We start from the raw sequence: 26,149 nt of genomic DNA on the forward strand, positions 1-26,149 counted from the left end.
TCGATTTTAACTAAAAAATTCGCTTGTTTTATGGTAAGCTATTACATGTAGGTTTTTTATAAGTTTTAGGGGGGCAACAAAAAATGAGAGAAATGAAAGGAATCATTAAAGGTAGCTATGTTTTGGGGCAAACCATTATTGATGGTCTATACTTGCAACTTTTATTTATTCTATATGCGTTAAAAGGAGCCGTTTTATTCGGAGTCTTTCCGGCACTAGCTGCGGTTTTTCAAGTGATTTATCTTTTCTTTATTCGTGGAAAAGAATACGTGAAAATTCGTGAGGAGTACGGACAATTTTATCGAAAATATTTTAAAATGAGTAATTATCTGGGATACACGATGCTAGCGGTGGGAGGATTTTTAACCTTCGACTTACAAGTGAATAAAACATATGTCCAATCAGCCATCGTTCATTACGGGCTAATTTTGTTATTCATTTTGTTTTTAGGAACCTGTTTGTTCGTTTTTCCAGTACTATGCCGTTATGAATTAACGTATAAGCAATACCTTCGACAAGCGGTTACCTTATTTTTTACGAACTTAACGGAAGCGATTGCGATGTTAGTTGGAACGTTTGTCATTATGGCGATTTATGTGGGGATACCGATTTTACTGATTATTGCCGGTGTACCGTTGATTATTGTGCCAGTGATGTGGTTTGCTTTACAAGGAATGAAAAAGACAGAAGCTAGGGCTGATACGCTATGAAAAAGCTATTCGGATCATTTAGACAAATCCGCTTTAAATTTAAAACACAGACTTTTCGTCGGTATGTTTTTTCCTATTTATTAGTGTTTTTGCTCCCATTTTCAATCGTCTCTTTTATTTGGTATCGGACGTCAACGACAAGTATCAATGATCAAATTGACTTATCGGCGAAAAATCAATTGATTCAAGTGCAATCGATTATGTCCGGAAATTTGAGTCAGTTAGATTTGATTACGAAACAAATGACTTACAATCCTTCTTTAACCGAGAAAATGGCAACGCATCCATACTATGCAACAGAAATGATTAAAGAGTTACAACGCTACAAAATTTATAGTAATTTAATCGAAGAATTATACATCTATTTTTATGATCAACCGAACAAATTGTATTCAGCGAGTGGACAAATGGATTTTTCAACCTTTATTGAAAGAAGATATGATTTATTTGTGTTTGAGGAGAAAGGTCTAAGAGAATCGCTTAGTACCAATGTTCCATTAATTTATACAGTCCCGAAAGTCTCGTTTGATGATAGTCTCGGTTTAATGTCTTATTTTGTCCCGTTAACTTCAGCAGAAGGTAGCCCATATGGCACGGTGATGTACACGATGAAAATGCTGGATATTCAACGAGCGCTAGAAAAAGCGATTGACCAAGAGTCGGGAAAAGTGTTGATGTTGGATAAACATTATCGCTTACTGGCGGCATCCACGATGGATGATATTCCTGAAATGATGTATCGTCCATTGCAAGTCGAAGCATTACTGAAAGAAGAATCGAAGAAAACCAGTGAAGGTGAATTTCGGATTAGTACCGTCCAAGATGAAGATTTTGGCATTACCTATGCGGCCTTAACCAATGGGAGTCTTGCTTTAAAAGATGTCAAGAAAACCCAATTACGCTCTTTGACAATCGTCATGTTCTTACTTGCGAGTGGTGTAGTGGTGGTTATCTTTATAGGTCGCCGCCAATATCAACCGATTCATGAGTTAGAAAAATTGATGGAGCAACAAATGGGTGATGCTTCTGGCGATGAAGAATTAGACAGCTTGGATAAAATTGGAAATCACGTGGTGACGTTCTTAAAACAAAACAAAGAACTGCATCAAGAAATCAAACGCCAAACGCCACTTGCGAGAGAACAAGTTCTTAGAAAACTCTTAATGGGACGTTTTAAAGACAATCAAGAAATTGATTTATTGCTTCAAGCGGTGAATGTGAAACTATATAGTCATGGCTATTTTGTCATGTTAGTCGATACAAAAATGGTCACAACGACAACGAGTATCCAAAACCAAGAATTTTTGATGAGTTTCCTGGACGATCTTTCAGGCGAAAATTACCAAGCGTATGGATCAGAATTATTATCTAGTCAGGCTATTGCGTTATTAGTGAGCTTGGGTAAAAATAGTGATCCACAAAAAGTCGTCAAAGAAATTGTCGCAAAAATTGTGTTAGAAAATGTCGTCGCTCCAACCGTGGGTGTCGGGGGTGTGGTCAAAGAATTAAGTGGGGTTAATCTCTCCTATATTGAAGGATTAGCGGCCTTGGAATATCACACGATTTCCGGTTTACCGAATCAAATTTTATTCTTTAATGACATTAAGCATACGAAGAAAAAAGAAACTTTTTCTTATCCAACAGAAGAGCAGTTGAAACTGCGTCAAAGTTTACAACAAGGGAATTACGAGATTGCAGAAGAGACGATTCATGAGCTGGTTCAAAAAGGGATTAAAGAGCAACCGACAATTGCTGGGATGAAGCTCTATAGTTACTACCTATTAAATAGTGTCGTGACGAGCGGCGTTGAGATTGTGGGACAAGACTTTTTCCAAGAAGCAGAAGCGGCCGCAGATTTTTCGAATATTTTTGAACTTGAAAAAGAATTACTCGCAATGAGCAAACGAATTTGTTGTGTTGTGCAAAAAAATCCAAAAAATCAAGAATCGCAATTACAAAAAGATATCTTCTCCTACATGGATGCACACTATACGTCACAAGAATTTTCGTTAGAACAAGTCGCAGAGGAATTTGATGTCTCTGTTTCCTACTTAAGTCGCTTTATCAAAAAAGAAAGTGGCGTAACGTTTTCGAAATATGTTCAAGATCGTCGTCTCGAAAAAATTAAACGAGATTTAATTGAAACAGGTGCACCGATTAAAGATATTATTACATCTGCTGGTTACTATGATGTATCGAACTATACGCGTAAATTTAAAACGATTGTTGGGATGACTCCTGGACAATTTCGTGAAAAAAATCGATAGAATAGAAAAGAGGATATCATAATGGTTAAAAGGTTAATTAGTGCAACAGCATCAGAAGTTCGTCAAATGAATCGCGAAGACATGTTTGAAGCAATTAAAGCGAGTGAAGGACGTGTCATTGTGAGTGAAAATGTTTGTTGTTCGGCGACAGCCACTGACAGTACGACCAATGCAGAATTAGCGGCAGCGTTTGGAGCAGATATGTTACTACTCAATCTGTTTGATTGTTTTAATCCGGTCGTGATTGGCTTACCCGGTATTGGTTTATCTGAAGCATTTGATTACTGGGCGCATCCAGAAAAAAATACACGCAATCCAATTGCTGAATTAAAACATTTGACGGGCCGTTTAATTGGAATTAATTTAGAACCAGTTGCGCCAAATCAAGCAACCATGGGGCAAAAGGTTGAAATTGGTAATGGCCGTAAAAGTACCGCAGCGACCTTCCAAGCGGCTCAAAAACTAGGTGTGGATTATATTTGTTTAACGGGGAATCCTGGGACAGGTGTCACGAATGAGCAAATTACAGAAGCGATTCGAGTGGGGAAAGAAAACTTTCAAGGATTAATTATTGCTGGGAAAATGCATAGTTCAGGTGTCGATGAACCAATCATGACACCTGAGGCGATTCATGAATTTGCTAAAGCAGGGGCAGATATTCTACTCTTACCAGCGGTTGGAACAGTTCCAGGATTTGATCAAGAAGAACTAAAAGCTGCTGTGAAACTTGCGAAGCGCTTAGGCATGTTAACCATGTCAGCAATTGGTACGAGTCAAGAAAGTGCCTCGCCGGAAACCATCCGTCAAATTGCGTTATGGAATAAAATGTGTGGCGTTGATTTGCAACACATTGGCGATGCCGGCTATAGCGGGGTTGCACCTTGCGAAAATATTTACCACTTATCAGTTGCGATTCGTGGAATGAAGCATACGATTCAAATCATGGCGCGTTCCATTAATCGTTAACTCGCTAGATAAAAATAACCGAAAGAGACAAAAGACGTTCATCCGTCCTCTGTCTCTTTTTTGCGTAAAAGAAAAGGTTTCAAGTAAAAGAGGCTCAAAAAACTATGTAATCTAGGATGAAAGCGTTCTAACAGGAATACATATTGTCTTCACTTCTGTGACTAAGTAGAGTAGGGGTGACCGTTAAAGGAATCATCTCATTGCTGAGTCAATAGCGTGAACGGTTAACTAGAGGAGGGATTGACATGACCAATGAACACTTAGACATTGAAGAAAATTTAGAGGCGACGTATAAAAGCTACTCAGAATTACCCGAAAACATTCTAAGAAAACTCGAATGGTTTCAAGACCAAAAAATTGGTGTGATTTTTCACTGGGGAATCTATACAAATGCGAGTATTGTTGAATCGTGGCAGTTATCAGAAAGAAGATGACTGGGCCCGAAAACGTGGTGGTTGGCGCAACGACATTGATGAATTACGGGAAGATTACTGGAACTTGCATTATCAATTTAATCCCCATAAGTTTGATGCAGCGGATTGGGCAAAAACGTGTAAAGAAGCGGGTTTTCGCTATATGATTTTTACGACGAAGCATCACGATGGCTTTAACATGTATGACACAAACTATTCAGATTATAAAGTGACGAGTGAGCCATGTCCGTTTGCCAAAGATCCACGGGCCGATATTTTTGGTGAAGTCGCGACTGCTTTTCGCAATGAAGGGGTTGAGTGTCGGCGCGTATTATTCAAAACCCGATTGGCATTCACCGTTGTACTGGGTACCTGGTGAGCGACCAAAAGGACGATATGCAAGTTATGACCCATTGGAATATCCGGAACGTTGGGCGCAATATGATCAATTTGTTCATGACCAACTGGTGGAAATCACGCGAAATTATGGTGATTTAGATATTTTGTGGCTCGATGATGGTTGGGTCAATAAACGCCATGAGCAATTAGATATGACGCGCATTGTCACGGACGTTCGCCGAAACCAACCGGATCTTTTAGTGGTTGACCGTAGTATTGGGGGCATTCATGAAAATTATGTGACTCCGGAACGCAAAATACCAGATGTGCCACCGACTAAGGCGTGGGAGAGTAATATCCCTTTAGCTAAAAATTGGGGATTTTGTGCCAATGATGAATTTAAAACGTTCGCTGAAATACTAAAGAGTGTGGTAAAAGTGGTGGCGATGGGCGGTAATATTATCTTAGGTTTTGGCCCCAAGCCAGATGGGACACTTTCGAATGAGGCAAAAGCGATTTTAAAACCATTAGGTACATGGCTGGCGACATTTGGCGCTGGGATTTATGAAACGCGCCCAGTTGACGCTCCATTACCACGTGGCTGGTACGCGACTAAAAAAGGGCACAGACTGTATCTTTTCCACGAAAAAGGGGAGATGCTACCCTTAGAAATCCATGATCTACCGGCCGGAATCAAAGATATTCGCTTGTTAGCGACGCAAGAAACCGTCTCTTTTGAAACACTGAACCAAACCTTGGATCATGAAGCGTTATTCGAAGTCTACCAAATCGATTATGCATCAACGGTCACGAAGTAGTCTGTTTTAATGAATGAAGGAAGATATTGGATGGGATAAGATGAGACAAATACAATCGCATGTACGCGTGCGTGGCATGGCTAAAATTATTTTTGGGAATATCCTTTTAGCTTTAGCTTATGCGAAATGGATGGTTCCACGAGGGATTATCAACGGAGGCGTGACGAGCCTTTCGTTAGTTTTACAAAAAATCACACAGCTTCCCTTGCCTTGGTTATCAAATGGTTTAACGCTGTTATTGTTAGTGATTTGTGGGTTATTTTTAGGAAAAGCGAGTTTAATGAAATCAATCGTGAGTAGTCTTTCATACATGTTCTTCTTTACGTTGTTTTATGAATTGCCTTTTACGCTCATGACGACGTTTCCCATCGATTTTTTACTCGCTTGTTTGTTGATTTCTTTTGGTTATTATTGTTGTTTATCAGAAGGTTCTTCGACAGTCGGTGTGGATGTGATTGCGCTCGTGCTTTATCAAAAAAATCCGCAACGAAACTTAGCGAAGATGATTCGTCATTTGAACCTCTCCGTCTTAGTGTTAGGCTTATTAACCTATGGCGTGTTTGCGGTTTTGACGGGATTTCTCTTTAGTGTTAGTTATGCTTGGTTTTTAGAAAAATGGTTAGCGTGGGATGCTAAACGGCAACAAAAAGGGCTAGATATCGCGCAAAATCACTGATGTGTATTCCTTGCGAAAGCGCTGTAAGAGAAACACATATTGTCATGTATTCGTTTTCTTAGTAGAGTGAAGATAAGATTCGATTAGGAGGAGTGAGATTAATGATAAAATTTCCAAAAGATTTTTTATGGGGTGCGGCAACGTCTGCCCCACAAACAGAAGGTGCTGCATTAGCGGATGGTAAGAGTCCATCGACATGGGATAAATGGTTTGAAATGGAACCAGAATTGTTTTTTGACCAAGTAGGACCAAACGACACGTCGAATGTTTATTACCAATATAAAGAAGATGTCGCTTTAATGAAAAAAATGGATATGAACTCATATCGGACATCGATTGCCTGGACGCGTCTATTACCAGATGGCAAAACGTTAAATCCAAAAGCGGTTGAATTTTACCGTAACTATTTCCAAGAAATGCTTGATAATGGCGTTGAACCAATTATCAACTTATTCCACTTTGACATGCCATGGTGGTTAATGGAAAAAGGCGGTTGGGAAGCGAGAGAATCCGTTGATCATTTTGCTTTTTATGCAAAAACGGCTTTTGAACAATTTGGTGATTTAATCAAGACATGGGCAACCTTTAATGAACCACTAGTCCACATTGAATGTGGCTATATGGGAGATGCCCATTGGCCAAAAGTTCGTGACTTCAAACGAGCGATTCAAGTTGGTTACCATACGATGTTAGCACACGCGAAAGCGGTAGAAGCTTATCGAACCAATCCTCATAATGATGGGAAAATCGGGATTATTTTAAACTTGTCACCAGTTTACGCGAAAAGTGAAGAGCCGGCCGATCAAGAAGCGCGCCATAAAGCAGACTTAATTTACATTCGTAGTTTTGTCGATACGGTAGCACTCGGTTACTTCCCAGAAGAATTGATCGAGATGTTGCGTGAAAGTGACTTATTACCGACAACCATTGCAGGAGATCGTGCGATTTTTGAAAATAATATTGTCGATTACGTCGGTGTGAATTATTATCAACCACTACGAGTGCAAGCACCAGAAAATCCAGTCTTTCCAGCTCAATCACCAGGAGCGTGGGCACGTGGTTATAATTGGCCTGAAAAACGCATTAATCCGCACCGTGGATGGGAGATTTTCCCAGAAGGTATCTATACGATTGCGATGCGTATGAAAAATGACTATGGGAATATGCCGTGGTTTATTTCTGAAAATGGTATGGGTGTAGAAGGCGAAGAACAATTCATGGACGAAAACGGCATTATTCAAGATGATTACCGGATCGAATTTTTAGAAGAGCATTTAGAATATCTCGCAAAAGCAATTGAGGAAGGCAGCAACTGTTTTGGCTACCATATGTGGACGTTTTCTGATTGCTGGTCATGGTTAAATGCGTATAAAAATCGTTATGGTTATTACCGAATTAACCGCGACGATCACTACCGTCGTTCAGACAAAGCAAGTAGTTATTGGATGAAAAACGTGATTAATCAACATGGTTTTACAAGAGGGGAGCGTACTGATGACGAGAAAAAATGAGTGGATCTTAGCAATCAATGATCCGAGTTTATTAATCATTGCACGACGTTTCAACCAATTGATTCAAAAAATCAATGGTGTTCCAGGGAAAATTTCTCAAACAACGGCAAAAGGAGCAATTTCTTTACAGTTAGATCGTCAAGCGACAGACAATAAGATCGAAAAAAATGAAACCATTACAATCACAGGGAAAACTGAGCAGGCGGTTCTTCAAACAGCCACGTACGCTCTATTACGAGAACATTTAGATCAACTAAATAAGGGTGAAACGCTTGTTCAGATGGCTCAAGAGCGTCGAATCTTTATGCTAGATATGGGGCGGAAGTTCTTTTCGAAAGAGACGATTCTCAGCTTTATTGATGTTTTGAGTTTTGCTCAGTTTAATTTTCTTCAATTACATTTTTCTGAAAACGAAGGCTTCCGAATCGCGTGCGATACGGCACCAGAAATTGTTTCGGATGATTTCTTATCAAAAGCCGATGTCATCGAGATTATTCAGTATGCGCAATGTTGTGGTATCGAGATTATTCCTGATTTTGATAGTCCGGGTCATTTAAAACAACTATTAAAAAACCGGCCGGAGTGGCAACTCGAAAAGAAAAATGCAGAAGGGGAATTTGAAAAAAATCCCACCGCGTTAGATATCACCAATCCAGAAGCGGTTGAGTTTATTCTTTCAATTTACAAAGAATACGCGGCCCTCTTTTCAAGTAGCACGTACTTTCATATTGGAGCCGATGAATTCGTTGATTTTGATGAAATGGAAGCTTATCCGCAACTTCAAGATTATGCCAAAGAAGTTTACGGTGAGTCTGCAGAAGGAATTGATGCCTTTGTTGGGTATGTGAATCGAATTATTGAAGCAATCAATGGTTTTGGTTTTATTCCACAAGTTTGGAATGACGGGTTTTTCCGCTTGAATCGAGCAGAAGTGGTGAAACTTTCGGAAGCAGTCGAAATTACCTACTGGACAAAATGGAACCAACACATGGCACCTGTCTCGACGTTTATTGATCGAGGATATACCGTTATCAATTTTAATGATAACTATTTTTATTATGTGTTAGGTGAACATGCGGGGTATACGTATCCGACTTATGAAAAAATAATCGATTCGTGGACACCAGATATGTGGCCACAAGAACAAGTAGTTGCGGTAGATACGACGCAATTACCAGGCGTGGCAGTGGCAGTCTGGGCCGATCGACCGGATGCTCAAACGCAAGAAGAAGTGCTCTTACATGTTTCGGAAATCTTCTTTGCAGTCATGCAAAAACAAATGGGTGACGTCTTCATTACAAAAGATGCCCTAACAGCCTTTTTAGCGACCATTCTAAAATAAATCAATCGCTTATAGGGAAATCGTTTCCTTCTTTATTGCATTGCAAAAAACCGTCTCAAAAGCATCATGGACTGATCGCTTTTGGGGCGGTTTTTGTTGATTTGAGTTATCTTTCGTTAGAGCGCGATAATTTTTGTTCCGTGGACTTCTGGAACACCAAGCGTTTGTGCGACTTCGGCTGCATTTTCATGCGTAATGCCACCACCAGGTAAAATCAAAATCCGACCATTGGCATAAGCGATTAACGCTTTTAAGTGTTCATAGTGTTCGCTGATTGGAACCCCGGCTGGGCCACCATGCGTTAAAATGCGGTCGACACCATGTTCAGCGAGCCAATCAATCGCGGTAAACTGTTTTTCTACCGGCATCGCATCAAACGCCATATGAAACGTAATAGGCAGGCCAATTGCGCGATCAATTAAGACGTCAAGCGCTTCTTCATCAAGGTCACCATCAGCTGTTAAACAGCCAATGACGACGCCATCTGTTCCTAATTTTTTGGCTTCAATCAAATCGGTTTCCATTATTTTTAATTCATAATCGTTGTACACAAAATCGCCACCACGTGGACGAATAATCGTCATCACAGGAACCCCGTGATCGTGAGCATAGGCGACAGTACTTTCAATCACTCCAGCGCTAGGAGTCGTCCCACCCACAGTCAAATTATCACAAAGTTCAATTCTTTTGGCTCCATTGGCAATGGCTTGGGGAACATCTGTAAAGTTTTCAGCACAAAATTCTTTTAGCATTTTCATAACTCCTTCAATATTTTCTACATTGTCTTCACATTTTAGCATAAAAATATGCTAAAGTAAGAAAGAAAGTGTGGGTGAAGAAAGATGTTAAAAAAAATTGAGCGCGGTGCGATGTTTATTCAAACACAAAGTGACTTATTTCGATGTCCAACGTGCCATCAAATGATGCATGCGCAGGAAAAAGCGCTCGTTTGCCTTGAAGGCCATCGTTTTGATGTGTCGAAAAAAGGTACCCTCTATTTTTTAAATCATCAGATAAAAACAGATTACGATCGAGAAATGTTTGAACATCGTCGGAAATTAATCGTACACGGCATGTATCAACCTCTTCTAGATTTATTACAACCGTTTTGTCAAAATCAACGAATCTTAGATGTAGGGTGTGGAGAAGGGAGTTTCTTGCAGCAATTAAATGAGCAAGCGACGCTTTTGCCGAGTGTTGGTTTTGATATTTCAAAAGAAGGAATCTATTTAGCTTCAGATTACGGAGAAAATGTCTTTTGGTGTGTAGCGGATTTAACCAACTTACCTTTTCAAGAAGACCGTTTTACAACCATTTTAAATATTTTTTCTCCTTCAAACTATCAAGAGTTTCAACGGGTACTAGTTGATGGCGGTCAACTCATTAAAGTTGTTCCAAGAAGTGGCTATTTAAAAGAACTTCGCGCGGCTTTTTATCCCGAAGATGAGAAAAAACAACATTATTCGAATCAAGCAGTCGTTGAAAAGTTTCAAGAAACATTTCGTGAAAGTGAGCGTCAAACGCTAACTTATGTCTTTGATATCCCTGAATCCTGTCAACTTTCTCTCCTAGAAATGTCACCGTTAGAATGGGGCGTTTCGATGGAAATAAAAGAAAAATTACAGAAAAACCCGCTAAAAAGGATAACCATTGATTTGGACATCCTAATTGGTCGGATTTCTGACTAAAATAGGAAGATTATGTGAAGATTCTTATAAAATCTTATTGAATTCCTCACAATGACGTGGTATATTAAGAACAAGTTAATTTTCATTGGTTTTTATCAGCATCCTGTTCTGATAAAAGTTAGTGAAAAGAACTTCACTAACGTAACGACTCGCCGTGCTAGACACCGAGTTGGTACGTTTTTTTTTTGACAAAATGTAAATTTACAGAAAAAGAGGGAAGACCGTGAATCATATCGCTTTATTTGAACCACAAATACCAGCTAATACTGGAAATATTGCTCGAACGTGTGCTGCGACCAATACGCCATTACATTTAATTGAACCTTTAGGATTTTCTGTCGATGATAAACAATTGAAGCGTGCCGGCTTAGATTATTGGCATGACGTGGAGATTCATTACCATCCAAACCTAGAACATTTTTTAGCGTTTGTAGGAGAACGTCCGTTACATTTAATTTCAAAATTTGCGAACAAAACATATAGTGAGATGAATTATGCAGATGGAGAAGATCATTTCTTCATTTTCGGGAAAGAAACGACTGGTTTACCAGAAGATTTCATGCGTGACAATGCCGAGAAGTGTTTACGAATTCCAATGAATGATGAACATGTTCGCTCATTGAATTTATCGAATACAGCCTGTATGATTGTTTATGAAGCGTTACGTCAACAAGGATTCCCGAACTTAGAACGCACTCATCATTACGAAAATGATAAACTTGATTAATTGAGATGAACATTGAAAGGAGCGAGCAACGATGTCTGAAAGAATGTATATAGTCGGCAAAGTTGTCGCTATTTTTTATCAAAACCCGTCGAACTTTTATAAAGTGATCTTGATTAAAATCACCGATACCAATAGCGATAATACCGATGACGAAATTGTCGTAACGGGGAATTTTGGTGATATTCAAGAAGATGAATTGTATCGTTTTTTTGGTGTCTTCGTGGAGCATCCAAAGTACGGACGCCAACTCCAAGTTGAAACGTACCAAAAAGAGCAACCGACTTCTGAAAATGGCTTGATTCAATTTTTGTCGAGTGAAAAGTTCCCAGGAATCGGAAAACGGACGGCAGAACGAATTATTGAAACGCTCGGAGAAGAAGCGATTGATCGCATCTTGGAAGATCCGACTTTACTTGAAGGAATTCCATCATTAAATGAAAAAAAACGAACGCTACTCGTGGAAACGTTGCGCCTGAACTATGGGATGGATCAAGTGATTGTCGGGTTGAATCGTTATGGCTTTAGCAGTCATCTTGCCTTTGCGATTTACAAGATGTATAAAAATGAAGCACTTGAGATGATTGAAGAAAATCCTTATCGTCTTGTCGAGGACATTGAAGGGATTGGGTTTAAAAAAGCTGATCAAATTGCGGAAGAGATCGGAATCAATGCCACTGCGCCACAACGGCTGCGTGCAGCGATTTTGTATCAAATCATGCATCACTGTTTACAAACTGGGCATACTTACGTTCCTGCTCAAATATTATTAGAACAAGCGATGTTTCTTTTAGAAAATAGCCGCCCGGTTGAAATTCAAGCGGAAGCTTTAGCTGACTGTGTGATTGAGTTGGTAGAAGAAGGGAAAATTCAGCAAGAGGGTACCAATCTATTTGAGAATAGTTTGTATTTTTCAGAAATGGGGATTGCGACACAGATCCAGCGATTACTCGATGACAATGACACCCTTCAGTATCCAGAAAAGAAATTAAATCAATTGATTCGTAAAGCGGAAAAACAATTAGGAATCACTTATGGTCCTTCACAAGAACAAGCGATTAAGGCAGCTGTTTCATCGCCGTTATTCATTTTAACGGGTGGTCCGGGAACAGGTAAAACAACTGTTATCAATGGGATTGTCCAAATTTTTGCAGAACTCCATGACATTGAACTCGATCTTAAAAAAAATACCGAAGAAGCTTTTCCGATTTTACTCGCCGCACCAACGGGACGAGCGGCTAAACGGATGAACGAAACGACTGGATTACCTAGTGGTACACTCCATCGTTTATTAGGCTTAAATAGTCACGAAAAAGCGCCAGAAGAAGGAACGAAAGAGGTGGAAGGACGATTGTTAATCGTCGATGAAATGTCGATGGTAGATACTTGGTTAGCCAATACCTTATTAAAAGCGATTCCTGACGGGATGCAAGTCATTTTAGTCGGTGATAAAGATCAACTGCCATCGGTTGGACCCGGTCAAGTCTTGCATGATTTGCTGGAAATCCCGATGATTCCAAAGCAAGAATTAACTGAAATTTATCGTCAAGGTGATGGTTCGAGTATTATCCCCTTAGCGCATGAAATCAAAAATGGACAAATGCCAAAAAATTTATTGGAAAACCAAAAAGATCGTTCTTATTTTCGTTGTGAAGCCCATCAGATTGAGCCGTTGATTGCGAACATCGTGACGAAAGCGAAAAACAAAGGGTTTACCGCCCAAGATATTCAAGTGCTTGCTCCGATGTATCGTGGTGTTGCAGGAATTAACGCATTAAACCAAATGATGCAATCGATTTTTAATCCAAATCCAGATGGACGAAAAAAAGAAGTCCAATTTAATGAATCTGTTTATCGAATTGGGGATAAAGTATTACAATTACAAAATATTCCTGAAAAAAACGTCTTTAATGGGGATATGGGAGAAATTGTCGGCATTACGTATGCGAAAGATTCAGAAGACAAAGTCGATGAACTCTTGATTCGTTTTGATTTAAATGAAGTCAGTTTTACGCGAAACGAATGGCAACAATTGACCTTGGCTTATTGTTGTTCGATTCATAAAGCGCAAGGGAGTGAATTCAAGATGGTCATTTTGCCGATGGTGCATCAATATCGGCGGATGTTACAACGGAATTTACTCTATACGGCGGTGACGCGAAGCAAAGAAATGTTAATTTTACTCGGGGAACCTTCTGCGTATCAACGAAGTATTGAGCAAGAATCGCATGTGCGGTTGACTGCTTTAAAATCACGCCTTCTTGGAACAACCTTAGGAGAGTCGGAGGTCGCCCATCCTGATACTCATCAAAAGGGACAAACGGTCGACACACCGACTGTAAAAGATCCTGAGGAGACGCTCAGTACAAACGATGTGCCAAGAAAGACGCCAGTAGAAGAAACGATTCTAACTATTCAAATGGTCGAAGAGGAACAGGTGGATCCGATGATTGGAATGGGCGAGATATCTCCGTTTGATTTTTTATTGAATGCATAAAGAGAATGACAAAAAAACGCCAATGTTGTCGCTTGCTGAACGACGAGATTGGCGTTTTTGATTTGATTTCAAAATGAGTACTCAAGAAAACCACATTTGTTGCGTGACAGGTGTCACCACGAGGTCAAATGAACTTTCTGGCAATAGTTCGCCGTCTGCTTGTCCGTATTGAGGAACGGTCGAAGTGAGCCGTAATTTACTCGTTGCAAAATGAACGAAATCCTTTGATTTTTCTTGTTTTTTAAAGATGAGCATTCCAATTAAGAGAAAGATTTTAAAAAGTGAGTGTCGCTCAACTAATACAAATTCGAATTCTGGAATCTTACTGTTAGCAGAAGGTGCTATGGCGATGCCCCCACCAAAATAGGGATGGTTGGTAATCGTACATAAAAAAGCTTTTTTAAAATTCCACTCTTGTCCGTTTGCTTCAACTAGAATGGGAAAGCCTGATTGTTTAAATAAGACACTAAGAACTGAAACAATGTAAGCCATTGAATTCAGTTTAAACTTTTTAAGGTGTTTTTTGGTCTCTTTTTGAGTTGTTTGATGAATAACGGCACCATCAATCCCAATGCCAATATTATTTAACGCAATCCCTGTTGTCCCTGAAATTTGTTCATGGTAGGAGAGAATAGAAATTGTTTGGGGCTCTTTTGTCTTGACGATATTCCAAAAAGCTTTGACTGCCTCACGCGAAAGGTCAAAACCGCGTGCAAAATCATTTCCCGAACCTGCTGGAATATAGGCAATCGGAACCTCGCTATCTAAACGATGACACTCATCAATGACTTGATGTAAGGTGCCGTCACCACCCAAAACAATCAGAAGGGGAAAAGGGTGATCAGAAGGAATCGATTCTTCTTCCCAAGGGACAAGAGTCGACTCAATGAGTTCTTTGGCAAATAATCGCTCGTGACCTGGATATTGAGTGAAATAAGTTGAGAAAAGAAATTGATTCTTTTTTAATAATTCAATGATTTCATTACCGGCTTGTTTCCCACTGCCACCACCAGAAGCAGGATTGATAATGATATGATAATGGAATGTCAACATGCTTAACCTCATCAGCTCTTAAGAATTTCTTATTATTATACCATGAATTACGAAAAAGAGAAAAAAAGACAAAAAAATAGAATCCGATGAGAGTTTTTTCGCTGTTTGTCTGGTTCAAATGCTTTTCAGACCTTTTACATCTACTTTACACTAGAAGGTTCTTATGTCCACTTCATAAGGGTGTAAACTCATCGGATTCCTATTCAATTAGTAAGGAGTTGCTCAAATTCCCACTTCCTTTTATGTTTTATTTGAAAGACTCACAACAACTCTGTTCTAGTAGCACCTTTTTCGGCTACTTTACTGGGAATTCCTATGTCTCCTTACACTTGTAGTATAGCATATATTCGACAAAATGCAAGCGTTTACAACTGTTTGAACTCATAAAGTTTGGCTCTCCATTGAATCATCAGAGAGTCCCTAAAGTTGTCTTTACGGCAATCAATATGACCCGGAATTATCTCGTTAGAAAAGGATTTGACGGCTAAAAACGTTGGTGTCAAGCGAAAGGTAAAATGTCCTAAACCTTAGGCTCACATTAATGCAAGCTTTTCCTTCGTAAAAACTTGCATTAATGTGACCGTATTTGGTAAAATGAGTGTTAAGCTGCTCGTTCAGCTTCGTATTCTTCGAGTGTTTTTCCGATGCTGCGAAGATATCTTTTGAAAGACTCTAGTTTCCACGGGTGAGATTGTGGGGGAATATACTGGCGTCTTTCTTTTTTTTGCTCTGGAATCGGGTCAAACTCTGTTGAATAGGCGTCATGTTCTTTCAGTCTCCTTGTTGTGTATATTTTTTCAGCGATATTTACATAGATTTCGCCGTTAAACGCTTCGATAACGAGGGCTTTTGATCCGCGTGTAAAGTACTGATCTTCGCTACCCTCCGTCGGTAAATAGTAGTTATTTTGATACCGAATGTGATGTCCACTATCGATTTTTCTATTTGCGACTCGTGCTAATAATAAATTCATCTCTGATTTCGTAGGTGCCTTCTCATAGATTGATTCCTTCGTCTTATTACCAAACTTCCTATTAAATGATTGAATCCATTTTGTTAAAAAATGATTGGCTTCCTCAATAGATTGGATCCCTGCTAATTCTAAATCTACAGGAAGTCGTGATTGAACCGTGCCGTTTAATCGTTCTACACGGCCTTTCGCTTGTGGAATAGAGGAGGTACGAATGTCAATACCGAGTTGATGGCAGGCAAAACCAAATTGCGTGAAGGTATCTTCCTCAACGACTTTCTTGGTTTTGGATTGATAGTCAAAAACGGTTCGTTTATCGGTTAAAAAAGCTAAAGGAATCCCTCGGTTACGGAGGATCTGATGGAGCACATGATAATAGCCATTGAGCGTTTCTTGCGTGTCGAAATACCCACCAACAATATCCCCAGAAGCGTCATCAATCGCTAAGTGAAGATGGGTGACGTCGTTCCCGAACCAATTGTATGAACTGGCATCCATTTGAATCAGCTCTCCTTGGTATTTTTTCCTAGAGCGGCTAGGATGGATTTTTTCGGGTGAAGCCAGTTGATCTTCGGCTCTTGGAAGCAGTGGATTATCAAGCTTTGTCTTTGCTTTCATTGATTGCGCTTTGATTCGAGCTTTTATTTTTTTTCGTGTCTTTCTTTGTGTTTTAGGTGAGATAATATTCGCTAGGTATAAAATATTTCGAATCGTTGTATCGGTGTAACAGATCGCATAATCCTCCTTTAATATTTCAGTAAAGTGCTTCACATTCGGTTTTATATTAAACTGTTGATAAAGCCCAATGATTTGTTTTTTTACATTCTCTGGTACGGCGTGTATCTGTTTTTTTCCTCTATTGCCGTGTGAAAAAACAGCCTTTCCTCCTTCTTGATATTTTCGAATTAATCGATTGACTTGCCTGATCGAGAGATCTAGTTCAACACAAGCTCTCTTCTTATCTTTTCTTTTTTCTGCGACCGCTTTTATTACGTTATATTTTTTATCTTCATTCATTGTTAGTATTATCCTTTTCATGGTTTGATTTTATCACGAAGGGACATTTTATGCTTCGACTACATTAAGACATTATCATGTTCGAACGATAAAAGGATTTGACGGCTAAAAACGTTGGTTGACTCTAGAGAAGGGTATGCTATAATACCACTTGCGGTTCATCAACCATCCCGCGTCAAAAAAACTTGGAGAAAGTAGGAAAAAAGAGTGAGTAAAAATAGTAATGGAGTCAAAGTAATTGCCGCAAATGCGATTATCATGGGGCTATACGTGGTATTAAGTTTAGTATTGCCTTTTTCATCAGGAGCCATTCAGTTTCGGTTATCAGAAAGTTTAAACCATTTAGTGGTTTTTAATCGGAAACTATTATGGGGCGTCTTTGGAGGCGTCATTATTTATAATTTATTTTTTGGATTTGGGATTTTAGATGTTGTTTTTGGTGGCGGACAGACGCTTTTAGCGCTTCTTTTGACAGCAAGTTTACATAAAATCGTTCCAAATATGAAAGCACGCTTAGCCTTGAACGTTCTCTTTTTTACAGCGAGCATGTTCATGATTGCGTTAATGTTAATGATGACGGCCGATTTACCATTTTGGCCAACGTTTGCAACGACTGCTTTAAGTGAGTTTATCATTATGACAATTTCCGCACCTGTCATGTATTGGATTAACAAAACGGTTGATTTTGAACAAAGAGTTTAATAATAGAAAAACAAGCGAGCACGCTCTCAATAATGAGAAGGTGCTCGCTTGTTTTTTTACTCTTGTTTAATCTGGAAGTATTGAATACTTGCAAGTAATTGATCAGAAATTTGGGATAAATTACGTGAGACACAGACGAATTCTGCCATTACTTTAATTTATTCCTGGCTGGCTTCGCTCGTTGTTTGGCTGATTAAATGAACAACTTCTTTTAGCGTATTTTATCCTTTCAACGCTATGACTTAATATGATTTGCTTTCATATTCAAATTCACGTGGTTCGGGTAGTCTAGAATCAACACGGGTTACGTGAAATTTCTTTCTTTCTAAACGGTAAATAATTTTATTTTTTGTTTCTTCATCGACTGTTTCTGGCAATGAGATTAAGACTTCTTGCTTCGTCTCACTTGGAACAAGGTTGAGCGTCAAGCAATTGAGAATGGGCGATACTTTTGAAACAATTTTGGTAATCGCCGTCAAGTCTGTTTGTTTACCATTGGTTTCGATGGTTAATGTATAACTGCTATTATCCAATCCGATCCGATCGTACCAAGCATTCAACATTTTTTCGTGGCTTAAGATGCCAAGAAATTCTTTTTGTTCATTTAACACGGCAATATATGGTAAGTCTCTCATTGAAAAGAAGAGATTAAAATAGGAAGAATCACTATAAATAAATTTCGTCGCATTTTTTAATAAGTAAGTAACCGGTAAATTCATGTCTCCATGACTGGCGAGGTGGCGATAAATATGCATACGGTAAATATTTCCCCTAAATAATTGATGATCCTCATCTAAAATAGGCACGCAGCGATTATTGGACGCTTCTAAAATCTCGAGTGCTTCTGCCAAAGTCAGAGATTCGGTTACAATCGTCAAGTCTTTCTTGGGAGTGACGATAGTTTCTAATAACATTTTTACTCCTCCAAATTTCATCTATTTCTAACTTGATTATAATATCATACAAATAAAGAAAGGCATAGATAGAATTGACAGTTTTTTAAAATCGTGATAGATTTACTATTAGTGACTCTCGTTTTTTTGAAACAAAGGAGGCCGTGAAATGGCAGTAAATAAATCAGCCTTAGCTTGTTCCGTCTGTGGTTCCCGTAACTACGCAAAAGCAGTAAGCCAAGGGAAAAAGACTGAACGATTAGAAATCAAGAAATTTTGTAAGTATTGTAAAGTACACACACTTCATCGCGAAACGAAATAAAGGAGGCCGAAAGTATGAAATTTTTAAGCAACGTCAAAGAAGAAATGAAAAAAGTCACTTGGCCAAGTGGGAAACAATTACGTAAAGATACAATCATTGTAGTAGAAACATCTCTTGTTTTTGCACTTTTATTTTATGTAATGGATACCGGCATCCAAACCATTTTTAGCTGGATTTTGAAATAAGTGTAAATGATTTTCACTAGCAGAAACTTAGAAAAAATGGTATAATCATACTTGAGAAAAAAACTTCGGATTGTCTGAGGTTTTTTTATTTGGATAAAAGACAAAGAATGATAGGGAGTCAATCAAAAATGGAATCTTTTGAAAAAAGCTGGTACGTATTACATACCTATTCAGGTTATGAGAACCGAGTAAAAGCAAATATTGAATCTCGTGCTCAAAGTATGAGAATGGGGGATTATATTTTTCGTGTCGTTGTCCCTGAAGAAACAGCAACAGAAGTAAAAAATGGCAAAGAAAAAGAAGTAATCAACAAGACATTCCCAGGTTACGTATTAGTTGAGATGACGATGACAGATGAATCATGGTACGTGGTTCGTAATACACCAGGTGTTACAGGATTCGTTGGGTCACATGGCGCTGGAAGTAAACCTGCACCGTTACTACCAGAAGAAATTAATTCTATTTTACGTTCATTAGGAATGAACGTTCGGAATAATGACCTTCACTTAGAAATCGGCGAAACCATCAAAGTGATTGAAGGTGCTTTTTCTGGTTTAGAAGGTCAAGTAACAGAAATTGACGAAGAAAAACAAAAATTAAAAGTCAATATTGAAATGTTTGGTCGTGAAACCAGTACAGAACTTGATTTCGATCAAATTGATAAAATTGATTAATTGAATACGTGAAAGAAGAGTCTAAACAGCGAGTTGTTGTGGCTCTTTTTTTTGTTGATTCATAAAAGAAAATATTTGATAAAATTCATCAAGAGCGCTTGTTTTGTCTTCGCTGACATTGTAATGTAAGGAGAATGATTAATTGTTTTATACGAGGGAGTGGAGAGTAGATCATGGATCAATTAAAGTATCGGAGTGTCTTTGATATTATTGGGCCGATCATGGTGGGACCGAGCAGTTCCCATACAGCTGGCGCGGCAAGAATCGGTAAAGTCGTGCGTCGTATTTTTGGGGAACAACCAACAAGTGTCGATATTTATTTATATGAATCTTTTGCAAAAACGTATCGCGGTCATGGTACCGATATTGCACTGGTTGGGGGATTATTAGGAATGGAACCCGACGACGAGCATTTAGCTGACTCATTAAAAATTGCGCATGAACAAGGAATGGAAGTTTGTTTTGTTCCAAAAAAAGAAAAAGCGGAGCATCCGAATATGGTGCAATTAAAAGTTAGCAAAGGCGCACATAAATTAACAGTGACCGGCATCTCGATTGGCGGCGGGAATATTCAAATTTCTGAAGTCAATGGCTTTAAGCTGTCCTTGTCGCTAGGAACACCGACATTTGTGATTGTCCAACAAGATGTTCCTGGTATGATTGCAAAAATCACCCAACTATTCTCGCAAGCGGATGTCAATATTAGTACCATGACGGTCACGCGTGAATCAAAAGGTGAAAAAGCGATTATGATTATTGAGACGGATGAGCGCCGGGATGATTTTTTAGCAGAAATTCAACAAATGGATGCGGTATATAGCGCGTCATATTTTGAGTAGAGGAGTAAAGAAATGTTTCATTCAATCGAAGAACTAATCGTACAAAGCAAAAATTATGATTCTGTTGCAGCATTAATGATTGCGACCGAGATTGCACTCACCGGTCGTTCTCGTGAAGAAATCCTCCAACTAATGGAGCGCAACTTAACAGTAATGGAGCAATCAATAATTGAAGGTGTGGCAGGGGTGACTTCGGTGACAGGATTAACCGGAGGGGATGCGGCGCGTATGAATGCCTATCTTTCAGCGGGAGAATTTTTAAGCGGAGAAATCATTTTAAATGCGGTACGTAATGCGATTGCTGTTAATGAAGTCAATGCCAAAATGGGCTTAGTCTGTGCGACACCTACTGCCGGAAGTGCGGGTGTTGTTCCAGGAGTTTTAATGGCTTGCCGTGAACCATTAGGCCTGACTCGTGCGCAACAACTTGATTTTTTATTTGTTGCAGGTGCATTTGGCTTAGTCATGGCGAATAATGCCTCGATTTCAGGAGCGGAAGGTGGTTGTCAAGCTGAGATTGGTTCAGCTAGTGCGATGGCAGCTGCTGCATTAGTTTGGGCAAAAGGCGGCAGTGCGGAACAATCCGCCCAAGCTGTTGCCATTACCTTAAAAAATATGATGGGTTTAATTTGTGATCCGGTCGCGGGTTTAGTAGAAGTCCCGTGTGTGAAACGCAATGCGCTAGGTTCTTCCCAAGCCTTTATTTCCGCAGATATGGCACTTGCTGGGATCAAAAGTGTGATTCCGGCAGATGAAGTGATTGCGGCGATGTATCAAGTCGGACGGCAGATGCCGGCAATCTTTAAAGAGACCGCAGAAGGGGGCCTAGCGATGACCCCAACGGCACAACGCTTAACAAAAGAAATGATGGGAACAGAATAATTGAGTAAAAAGTGTTGTGTTTTTGATTTTTTTTGTTATAATGTTTGGAGTGTGTGTGTCTGTGCATGCATGCTCGCAATATGAAGTAGTAAGTGGGAGGAGAAATTTGTATCTCCAATTAACCACATCACGGACTCAAGGAGGTATGTCTCGTGGCAAAGAAAGTAGATAAAATCGTTAAGTTACAAATTCCTGCAGGGAAGGCAACACCAGCTCCACCAGTAGGACCAGCATTAGGTCAAGCAGGCGTAAACATTATGGGATTCACAAAAGAATTCAACGCTCGTACAGCTGACCAAGCAGGACTAATCATTCCAGTTGTGATTTCTGTATATGAAGACCGTTCATTCACCTTCATTACAAAAACACCACCAGCAGCAGTATTATTAAAGAAAGCTGCTAACATTGCTAAAGGTTCAGGTACACCGAACAAAGATAAAGTTGCAAAAGTTTCAGCTGATCAAGTAAAAGAAATCGCTGAATTGAAAATGGAAGACCTAAACGCAGCATCGCTTGAAGCAGCAATGCGTATGGTTGAAGGAACTGCACGAAGCATGGGGATTACAGTAGAGTAATTTCTACAACCCTAACGAAGTAGCTTCTCGGTTCGTACTATGTTGAAAGATATAGGATACGTGGGAGGTTCTACCGTTAAAACCACATAAGGAGGAAACACAAAATGGCTAAAAAAAGCAAAAAAATGCAAGATGCATTGAAAAAAATTGACGCTACTAAAGCTTACTCAGTAGAAGAAGCTGTAGCATTAGCAAAAGAAACAAACATTGCAAAATTTGACGCAACGGTTGAAGTTGCTTACCGTTTAAATGTAGACCCTAAGAAAGCAGATCAACAAATCCGTGGAGCAGTAGTATTACCTAACGGAACTGGTAAAACACAATCTGTTTTAGTATTCGCTAAAGGCGAAAAAGCAAAAGAAGCAGAAGCTGCTGGTGCTGATTACGTTGGCGAAGGCGACTTAGCTAAAAAAATCTTAGATGGCTGGTTCGACTTTGATGTTGTTGTAGCGACTCCAGATATGATGGCTGAAGTGGGTAAATTAGGTCGCGTCTTAGGTCCTAAAGGTTTAATGCCTAACCCTAAAACAGGCACTGTAACAATGGACGTTACAAAAGCAATCGAAGAAGTAAAAGCTGGTAAAGTTACTTACCGTGTTGATAAAGCTGGAAACATCCATGTTCCAATCGGTAAAGTATCATTTGACGATGCGAAATTAGTTGAGAACTTCAAAACAATTCATGACGTATTAATCAAAGCAAAACCTGCAGCAGCTAAAGGTCAATACATGAAAAACATTTCAGTAACGACTACTTTTGGACCTGGTGTTCACGTAGCAACAGATTCATTTTAATTAGACAATAAATACTTGACTCAGTCATTGTATCTGTGATACGATGACTGAGGTTAAATATTAACTGTACCGAAGACAGTAGGTGACACTAGTCATAATTCCTACCGAGGACGTTTATTGATGAGAACATTCAATAGTCCCTCTATGTCTACGGTGGCATAGGGCTTTTTGTATTTATAGAGGCTCTTCCATCAAAATCAGGAGGTGAAATTAATAATGAGTGAAGCAATTATTGCTAAAAAAGCCGCTATCGTTGAAGAAGTAACAGAAAAATTCAAAACAGCTGCATCTGTGGTGATCGTCGATTACCGTGGATTAACTGTAGATGAAGTAACAAAATTACGTAAACAACTACGCGACGCAAATGTTGAAATCCGTGTTATCAAAAACTCAATCCTTTCACGTGCAGCGAAAGCAGCAGGATTAGAAGGTTTGGATGAAGTATTTACAGGACCAACTGCTGTTGCATTTAGTAACGAAGATGTTGTTGCACCTGCGAAAATCATTGATGAATTTTCAAAAGAAGCAAAAGCATTGGAAATTAAAGGCGGTATTATCGAAGGTAAAGTATCAACTTTGGAAGAAGTTACTGCTTTGGCGAAATTACCAAGCCGCGAAGGTCTTTTATCTATGCTTTTATCTGTATTACAAGCGCCAGTCCGCAACGTGGCTTACGCAATCAATGCAGTTGCAGAGAAAGATTCAGAAGAAGTAGCTTAATCGCTGCTTAAACACAAAAAAATTATCTATTAAATGGAGGAACTTAAAATGGCATTAAACATTGAGAACATTGTTGAAGAGCTAAAAGGCGCAACAATCTTAGAATTAAATGACTTAGTAAAAGCAATCGAAGAAGAATTTGGCGTATCTGCTGCTGCTCCTGTAGCTGTAGCTGCTGCTGGTGGCGCTGTTGCTGAAGAGCAAACAGAATTCACTGTTGAATTAACTTCTGCTGGCGATCAAAAAGTTAAAGTTATCAAAGCAGTTCGTGAAGCAACTGGTTTAGGACTAAAAGAAGCTAAAGGTTTAGTAGATAGCGCTCCTGCTGCTGTTAAAGAAGGCGTTGCTAAAGAAGAAGCTGAAGCATTGAAAGCTGCGTTAGAAGAAGTTGGCGCATCTGTAACTGTTAAATAATTCTTTTTGAATGTTAAAGAGTCAGAATCCTTATTATATAAGGATTTTGGCTCTTTTTTTATTTTTTGTAAATGAATATTGTCTCTTCACCAAATAATGTGGATGACATTTCGCGCTACCCTATGAAAAATCGCCTTGTATGGGGGCTGCGAGACGCTCAGCTCGAAAGCTTCAAACTCTAGATACGTGCTGAAGAACGTCCTAGAGTCATTCACATTTCGTCTTTTAACGTAGCTGACACAAGGCATTTTTCTTCGATCCGCTAGTATTTCAACTCTTTTTGATGTCTATTTCGTCAAACGATGAAAGAAATGATAAAAGAAAATGTTTAAGTGATGAGTCTAGCATCAAAAAAATAATTGATCCGAAAAAAATGTTGAGGAATAAGACGGATTTTAGTCATCAACATTAAAAGTTATACAGCCTGAAGATTAATTTCTAATCAACCGTTTCAGGAGATCCCTTCAATTCGTTCCCTTTTCGATTTGAATTTTTAGGGTAAATGTTGTTTGTACGAATTGAACAAAGTGAGGAAGGAAGATTCAACGAACTATCAAAACTTTTTTGAAAGGCTATCTTATTGAATAAAAACCTGTTATGCTAGGTCAACAGTAAAAATGAAAAGGCTTACTCGAATGTTTTTATCCCCTCAACTCCCAATTGATCCAAAGACAGGTCACCTTGTAGGCGAAGATATTCAAACGCAAACGCCCAGTGTTTGACGCATATTCAAACGATTGTTGAAAGTATCGGACATGTCTTAGAAGATGTGGTCAAAGTGAATCTCTATGTCACGAATGTATCCGATATGCCAATAGTGGATGAATTCTACGCAACGTTTTTCAAAACAGCGACACCCGCTCGTCGAGTTGTGGGTGTGAAGCATTTACCACAAGGGGCATTAATTCAAATTGACGTCGTTGTTGGGAATGCAGAAGGAACGCCGGTTAAATCATTGGTTTAGGAAAATGATTGAAACGGAATCATTCAAAAAACGAGCAGCTTTCAAGGATAAACTTGAAAGTTGCTCGTTTTTATTTTTATAACACTTCGATAATCCAGTTTTCTGGCGCTTCTTTATCACCAAATTGAATCCCTGTTAGTTCATCGTATAATTTTTTAGTCACGGGACCAACTTCTGTTTCGCTGTAAAAGACATGGAAGTTCTCGCCGTATTGAATGCCACCAATCGGCGAAATAACCGCAGCTGTCCCGCAAGCACCTGCCTCGATAAAACGATCGAGGTCATCGACAAAGACATCGCCTTCAATAGCAGTTAATCCTAGACGATGCTCCGCTAAATACAGTAAAGAATATTTTGTAATACTTGGTAAAATGGAAGGAGATTGAGGTGTGACAAATTCATTGTCTTTGGTAATCCCAAAGAAATTCGCTGACCCAACTTCTTCAATTTTTGTATGAGTTTGCGGATCTAAGTAAATACAATCAGAGAAGTTTTTGTCATGTGCCTCTTGCCCAGGTAATAAACTTGCGGCATAATTGCCACCAACTTTGATCGCGCCAGTTCCATTCGGCGCTGCTCGATCATAATCAGAAACGATGAAGTTCGTTGGTGTGAGTCCCCCTTTAAAGTAAGGACCTACCGGCATACAAAAAACAGTGAACAAGTATTCAGGTGCTGGTTGGACACCAATCATGTCGCCAATCCCGATTAATAATGGTCGGATATATAATGTTCCTCCCGTGCCGTAAGGTGGCACAAATGCTTCATTTGCTTTCACAACTTGTTCAACCGCGTCAATAAACATCTCTTCTGGAACTTCAGGCATATATAAACGACGTGCACTGCGATTTAAGCGTTGACTATTTTGGTCCGGTCGAAAGAGGTTCACCCCACCATCTTTTCTCCGATAGGCTTTCAAGCCTTCAAAACACTGTTGTCCGTAATGAAGAGCGGTCGAAGCTTCGCTGATGGTCAACTGGTTATCGCCCGTTAGAGCACCGTGACTCCATTGCCCATCTTGCCATTTCGCTGTAAACCGCCACGGCGTTTTGATGTAACTAAAACCCAACTCTTCCCAATTTATCTTATTTTCCATTGCGTTATCCCCTTTTTAATTTTCATTAGTATAGCATTTATGAAATTAATTGTCATTATTTTCTGACAATTAATGTAAAAAAGCAGAAACGATGAAAA

28 protein-coding genes and 1 other annotated feature are annotated in these 26,149 nt (G+C 39.2%); of the genes, 23 read left to right on the plus strand and 5 right to left on the minus strand.

What is annotated here, in order from left to right; genetic code table 11:
- Nucleotides 1-83 precede the first annotated feature (83 nt).
- From IGI68_RS07665 to IGI68_RS07705, 9 genes are all read left to right on the plus strand, one after another.
- A complete protein-coding gene (locus IGI68_RS07665) occupies nucleotides 84-710 on the plus strand; it encodes a YesL family protein (protein ID WP_438732029.1) in 627 nt (208 codons plus the stop codon).
- Nucleotides 707-2,977, plus strand: coding sequence for a helix-turn-helix domain-containing protein (locus IGI68_RS07670; protein ID WP_438732031.1), 2,271 nt, complete (start codon nucleotides 707-709; stop codon nucleotides 2,975-2,977). The genes IGI68_RS07665 and IGI68_RS07670 overlap by 4 nt, the downstream gene beginning before the upstream one ends.
- Before the next feature lie 21 nt (nucleotides 2,978-2,998).
- Nucleotides 2,999-3,943 carry a DUF7916 family protein gene (locus IGI68_RS07675; protein WP_071875692.1) on the plus strand — a complete coding sequence of 315 codons (945 nt, stop codon included), beginning with the start codon at nucleotides 2,999-3,001 and terminating at the stop codon, nucleotides 3,941-3,943.
- A gap of 245 nt (nucleotides 3,944-4,188) precedes the next feature.
- On the plus strand, nucleotides 4,189-4,377 hold the full coding sequence (locus tag IGI68_RS07680; RefSeq protein ID WP_438732034.1) for an alpha-L-fucosidase: 189 nt from the start codon (nucleotides 4,189-4,191) through the stop codon (nucleotides 4,375-4,377).
- Complete coding sequence (locus IGI68_RS07685; RefSeq protein ID WP_438732036.1) at nucleotides 4,334-4,735, plus strand: alpha-L-fucosidase; 402 nt, start codon at nucleotides 4,334-4,336, stop codon at nucleotides 4,733-4,735. Before IGI68_RS07680 ends, IGI68_RS07685 begins: the two co-directional genes overlap by 44 nt.
- A complete protein-coding gene (locus IGI68_RS07690; RefSeq protein WP_438732038.1) occupies nucleotides 4,662-5,513 on the plus strand; it encodes an alpha-L-fucosidase in 852 nt (283 codons plus the stop codon). The genes IGI68_RS07685 and IGI68_RS07690 overlap by 74 nt, the downstream gene beginning before the upstream one ends.
- 40 nt (nucleotides 5,514-5,553) lie before the next feature.
- Entirely contained in the window at nucleotides 5,554-6,189 is a 636-nt protein-coding gene (locus IGI68_RS07695) for a YitT family protein (RefSeq protein ID WP_438732040.1), read from the plus strand.
- Between the two features lie 101 nt (nucleotides 6,190-6,290).
- Nucleotides 6,291-7,700, plus strand: a complete 1,410-nt coding sequence (locus IGI68_RS07700) for a glycoside hydrolase family 1 protein (RefSeq protein ID WP_438732042.1) — start codon at nucleotides 6,291-6,293, stop codon at nucleotides 7,698-7,700.
- Nucleotides 7,684-9,042 carry a family 20 glycosylhydrolase gene (locus IGI68_RS07705; RefSeq protein WP_438732044.1) on the plus strand — a complete coding sequence of 453 codons (1,359 nt, stop codon included), beginning with the start codon at nucleotides 7,684-7,686 and terminating at the stop codon, nucleotides 9,040-9,042. The genes IGI68_RS07700 and IGI68_RS07705 overlap by 17 nt, the downstream gene beginning before the upstream one ends.
- 116 nt (nucleotides 9,043-9,158) lie before the next feature.
- Here IGI68_RS07705 and IGI68_RS07710 read toward each other — a convergent pair whose 3' ends face one another.
- Entirely contained in the window at nucleotides 9,159-9,794 is a 636-nt protein-coding gene (locus IGI68_RS07710) for a copper homeostasis protein CutC (protein ID WP_071875698.1), read from the minus strand.
- A 90-nt stretch (nucleotides 9,795-9,884) separates the two neighbouring features.
- Here IGI68_RS07710 and IGI68_RS07715 point away from each other — a divergent pair, with 90 nt between their 5' ends.
- The 3 genes from IGI68_RS07715 to recD2 all read left to right on the plus strand — a co-directional run bounded on the left by IGI68_RS07715 (nucleotide 9,885) and on the right by recD2 (nucleotide 13,951).
- On the plus strand, nucleotides 9,885-10,730 hold the full coding sequence (locus IGI68_RS07715; RefSeq protein WP_438732046.1) for a methyltransferase domain-containing protein: 846 nt from the start codon (nucleotides 9,885-9,887) through the stop codon (nucleotides 10,728-10,730).
- A gap of 223 nt (nucleotides 10,731-10,953) precedes the next feature.
- Nucleotides 10,954-11,457: a tRNA (uridine(34)/cytosine(34)/5-carboxymethylaminomethyluridine(34)-2'-O)-methyltransferase TrmL gene (gene trmL, locus IGI68_RS07720; protein WP_071875700.1), complete on the plus strand. Its 504-nt coding sequence runs from the start codon at nucleotides 10,954-10,956 to the stop codon at nucleotides 11,455-11,457.
- Nucleotides 11,458-11,488: 31 nt separating this feature from the next.
- Entirely contained in the window at nucleotides 11,489-13,951 is a 2,463-nt protein-coding gene (recD2, locus tag IGI68_RS07725) for an SF1B family DNA helicase RecD2 (RefSeq protein ID WP_438732049.1), read from the plus strand.
- A gap of 81 nt (nucleotides 13,952-14,032) precedes the next feature.
- Here recD2 and IGI68_RS07730 read toward each other — a convergent pair whose 3' ends face one another.
- Together IGI68_RS07730 and IGI68_RS07735 are read right to left on the minus strand one after the other, a co-directional pair.
- Nucleotides 14,033-15,001, minus strand: a complete 969-nt coding sequence (locus IGI68_RS07730) for a diacylglycerol/lipid kinase family protein (protein ID WP_438733247.1) — start codon at nucleotides 14,999-15,001, stop codon at nucleotides 14,033-14,035.
- Between the two features lie 604 nt (nucleotides 15,002-15,605).
- On the minus strand, nucleotides 15,606-16,991 hold the full coding sequence (locus tag IGI68_RS07735) for an ISNCY family transposase (RefSeq protein WP_438730860.1): 1,386 nt from the start codon (nucleotides 16,989-16,991) through the stop codon (nucleotides 15,606-15,608).
- Between the two features lie 207 nt (nucleotides 16,992-17,198).
- On the opposite strand from IGI68_RS07735, the gene IGI68_RS07740 reads away from it, so the two are divergent.
- Entirely contained in the window at nucleotides 17,199-17,693 is a 495-nt protein-coding gene (locus IGI68_RS07740; RefSeq protein ID WP_071875702.1) for a QueT transporter family protein, read from the plus strand.
- Between the two features lie 242 nt (nucleotides 17,694-17,935).
- Here the strand turns inward: IGI68_RS07740 and cbpA are convergent, their stop codons facing one another.
- Nucleotides 17,936-18,607, minus strand: coding sequence for a cyclic di-AMP binding protein CbpA (gene cbpA, locus IGI68_RS07745; RefSeq protein WP_071875703.1), 672 nt, complete (start codon nucleotides 18,605-18,607; stop codon nucleotides 17,936-17,938).
- A gap of 148 nt (nucleotides 18,608-18,755) precedes the next feature.
- On the opposite strand from cbpA, the gene rpmG reads away from it, so the two are divergent.
- The 10 genes from rpmG (at nucleotide 18,756) to IGI68_RS07795 (ending at nucleotide 24,955) form a co-directional block, all read left to right on the plus strand.
- Entirely contained in the window at nucleotides 18,756-18,908 is a 153-nt protein-coding gene (rpmG, locus tag IGI68_RS07750) for a 50S ribosomal protein L33 (protein ID WP_071875704.1), read from the plus strand.
- Nucleotides 18,909-18,922: 14 nt separating this feature from the next.
- On the plus strand, nucleotides 18,923-19,093 hold the full coding sequence (secE, locus tag IGI68_RS07755; protein WP_071875705.1) for a preprotein translocase subunit SecE: 171 nt from the start codon (nucleotides 18,923-18,925) through the stop codon (nucleotides 19,091-19,093).
- 128 nt (nucleotides 19,094-19,221) lie between these two features.
- The gene (gene nusG / locus IGI68_RS07760) at nucleotides 19,222-19,767 is read left to right on the plus strand and encodes a transcription termination/antitermination protein NusG (protein WP_071875706.1); all 546 of its coding nucleotides are present in this window, start codon (nucleotides 19,222-19,224) and stop codon (nucleotides 19,765-19,767) included.
- A gap of 173 nt (nucleotides 19,768-19,940) precedes the next feature.
- Nucleotides 19,941-20,606: an L-serine ammonia-lyase, iron-sulfur-dependent subunit beta gene (gene sdaAB, locus IGI68_RS07765; protein ID WP_438732052.1), complete on the plus strand. Its 666-nt coding sequence runs from the start codon at nucleotides 19,941-19,943 to the stop codon at nucleotides 20,604-20,606.
- A 12-nt stretch (nucleotides 20,607-20,618) separates the two neighbouring features.
- The gene (gene sdaAA / locus IGI68_RS07770; protein WP_438732054.1) at nucleotides 20,619-21,488 is read left to right on the plus strand and encodes an L-serine ammonia-lyase, iron-sulfur-dependent, subunit alpha; all 870 of its coding nucleotides are present in this window, start codon (nucleotides 20,619-20,621) and stop codon (nucleotides 21,486-21,488) included.
- A 152-nt stretch (nucleotides 21,489-21,640) separates the two neighbouring features.
- Nucleotides 21,641-22,063, plus strand: a complete 423-nt coding sequence (rplK, locus tag IGI68_RS07775) for a 50S ribosomal protein L11 (protein ID WP_071875709.1) — start codon at nucleotides 21,641-21,643, stop codon at nucleotides 22,061-22,063.
- Nucleotides 22,064-22,167: 104 nt separating this feature from the next.
- Nucleotides 22,168-22,857, plus strand: a complete 690-nt coding sequence (rplA, locus tag IGI68_RS07780; protein WP_071875710.1) for a 50S ribosomal protein L1 — start codon at nucleotides 22,168-22,170, stop codon at nucleotides 22,855-22,857.
- A gap of 51 nt (nucleotides 22,858-22,908) precedes the next feature.
- Nucleotides 22,909-23,037 (plus strand) — a sequence feature (ribosomal protein L10 leader region).
- Nucleotides 23,038-23,073: 36 nt separating this feature from the next.
- Complete coding sequence (gene rplJ, locus IGI68_RS07785) at nucleotides 23,074-23,577, plus strand: 50S ribosomal protein L10 (protein ID WP_071875711.1); 504 nt, start codon at nucleotides 23,074-23,076, stop codon at nucleotides 23,575-23,577.
- A 48-nt stretch (nucleotides 23,578-23,625) separates the two neighbouring features.
- The gene (gene rplL, locus IGI68_RS07790; RefSeq protein WP_071875712.1) at nucleotides 23,626-23,991 is read left to right on the plus strand and encodes a 50S ribosomal protein L7/L12; all 366 of its coding nucleotides are present in this window, start codon (nucleotides 23,626-23,628) and stop codon (nucleotides 23,989-23,991) included.
- A gap of 718 nt (nucleotides 23,992-24,709) precedes the next feature.
- Nucleotides 24,710-24,955 carry a RidA family protein gene (locus tag IGI68_RS07795; protein WP_438732058.1) on the plus strand — a complete coding sequence of 82 codons (246 nt, stop codon included), beginning with the start codon at nucleotides 24,710-24,712 and terminating at the stop codon, nucleotides 24,953-24,955.
- A gap of 76 nt (nucleotides 24,956-25,031) precedes the next feature.
- Here the strand turns inward: IGI68_RS07795 and IGI68_RS07800 are convergent, their stop codons facing one another.
- The gene (locus tag IGI68_RS07800) at nucleotides 25,032-26,051 is read right to left on the minus strand and encodes a branched-chain amino acid aminotransferase (RefSeq protein ID WP_438732060.1); all 1,020 of its coding nucleotides are present in this window, start codon (nucleotides 26,049-26,051) and stop codon (nucleotides 25,032-25,034) included.
- Nucleotides 26,052-26,149 lie beyond the last annotated feature (98 nt).

Source organism: Enterococcus sp. DIV1314a, from assembly GCF_051713805.1.
GTDB classification, from domain to species: domain Bacteria; phylum Bacillota; class Bacilli; order Lactobacillales; family Enterococcaceae; genus Enterococcus_I; species Enterococcus_I aquimarinus.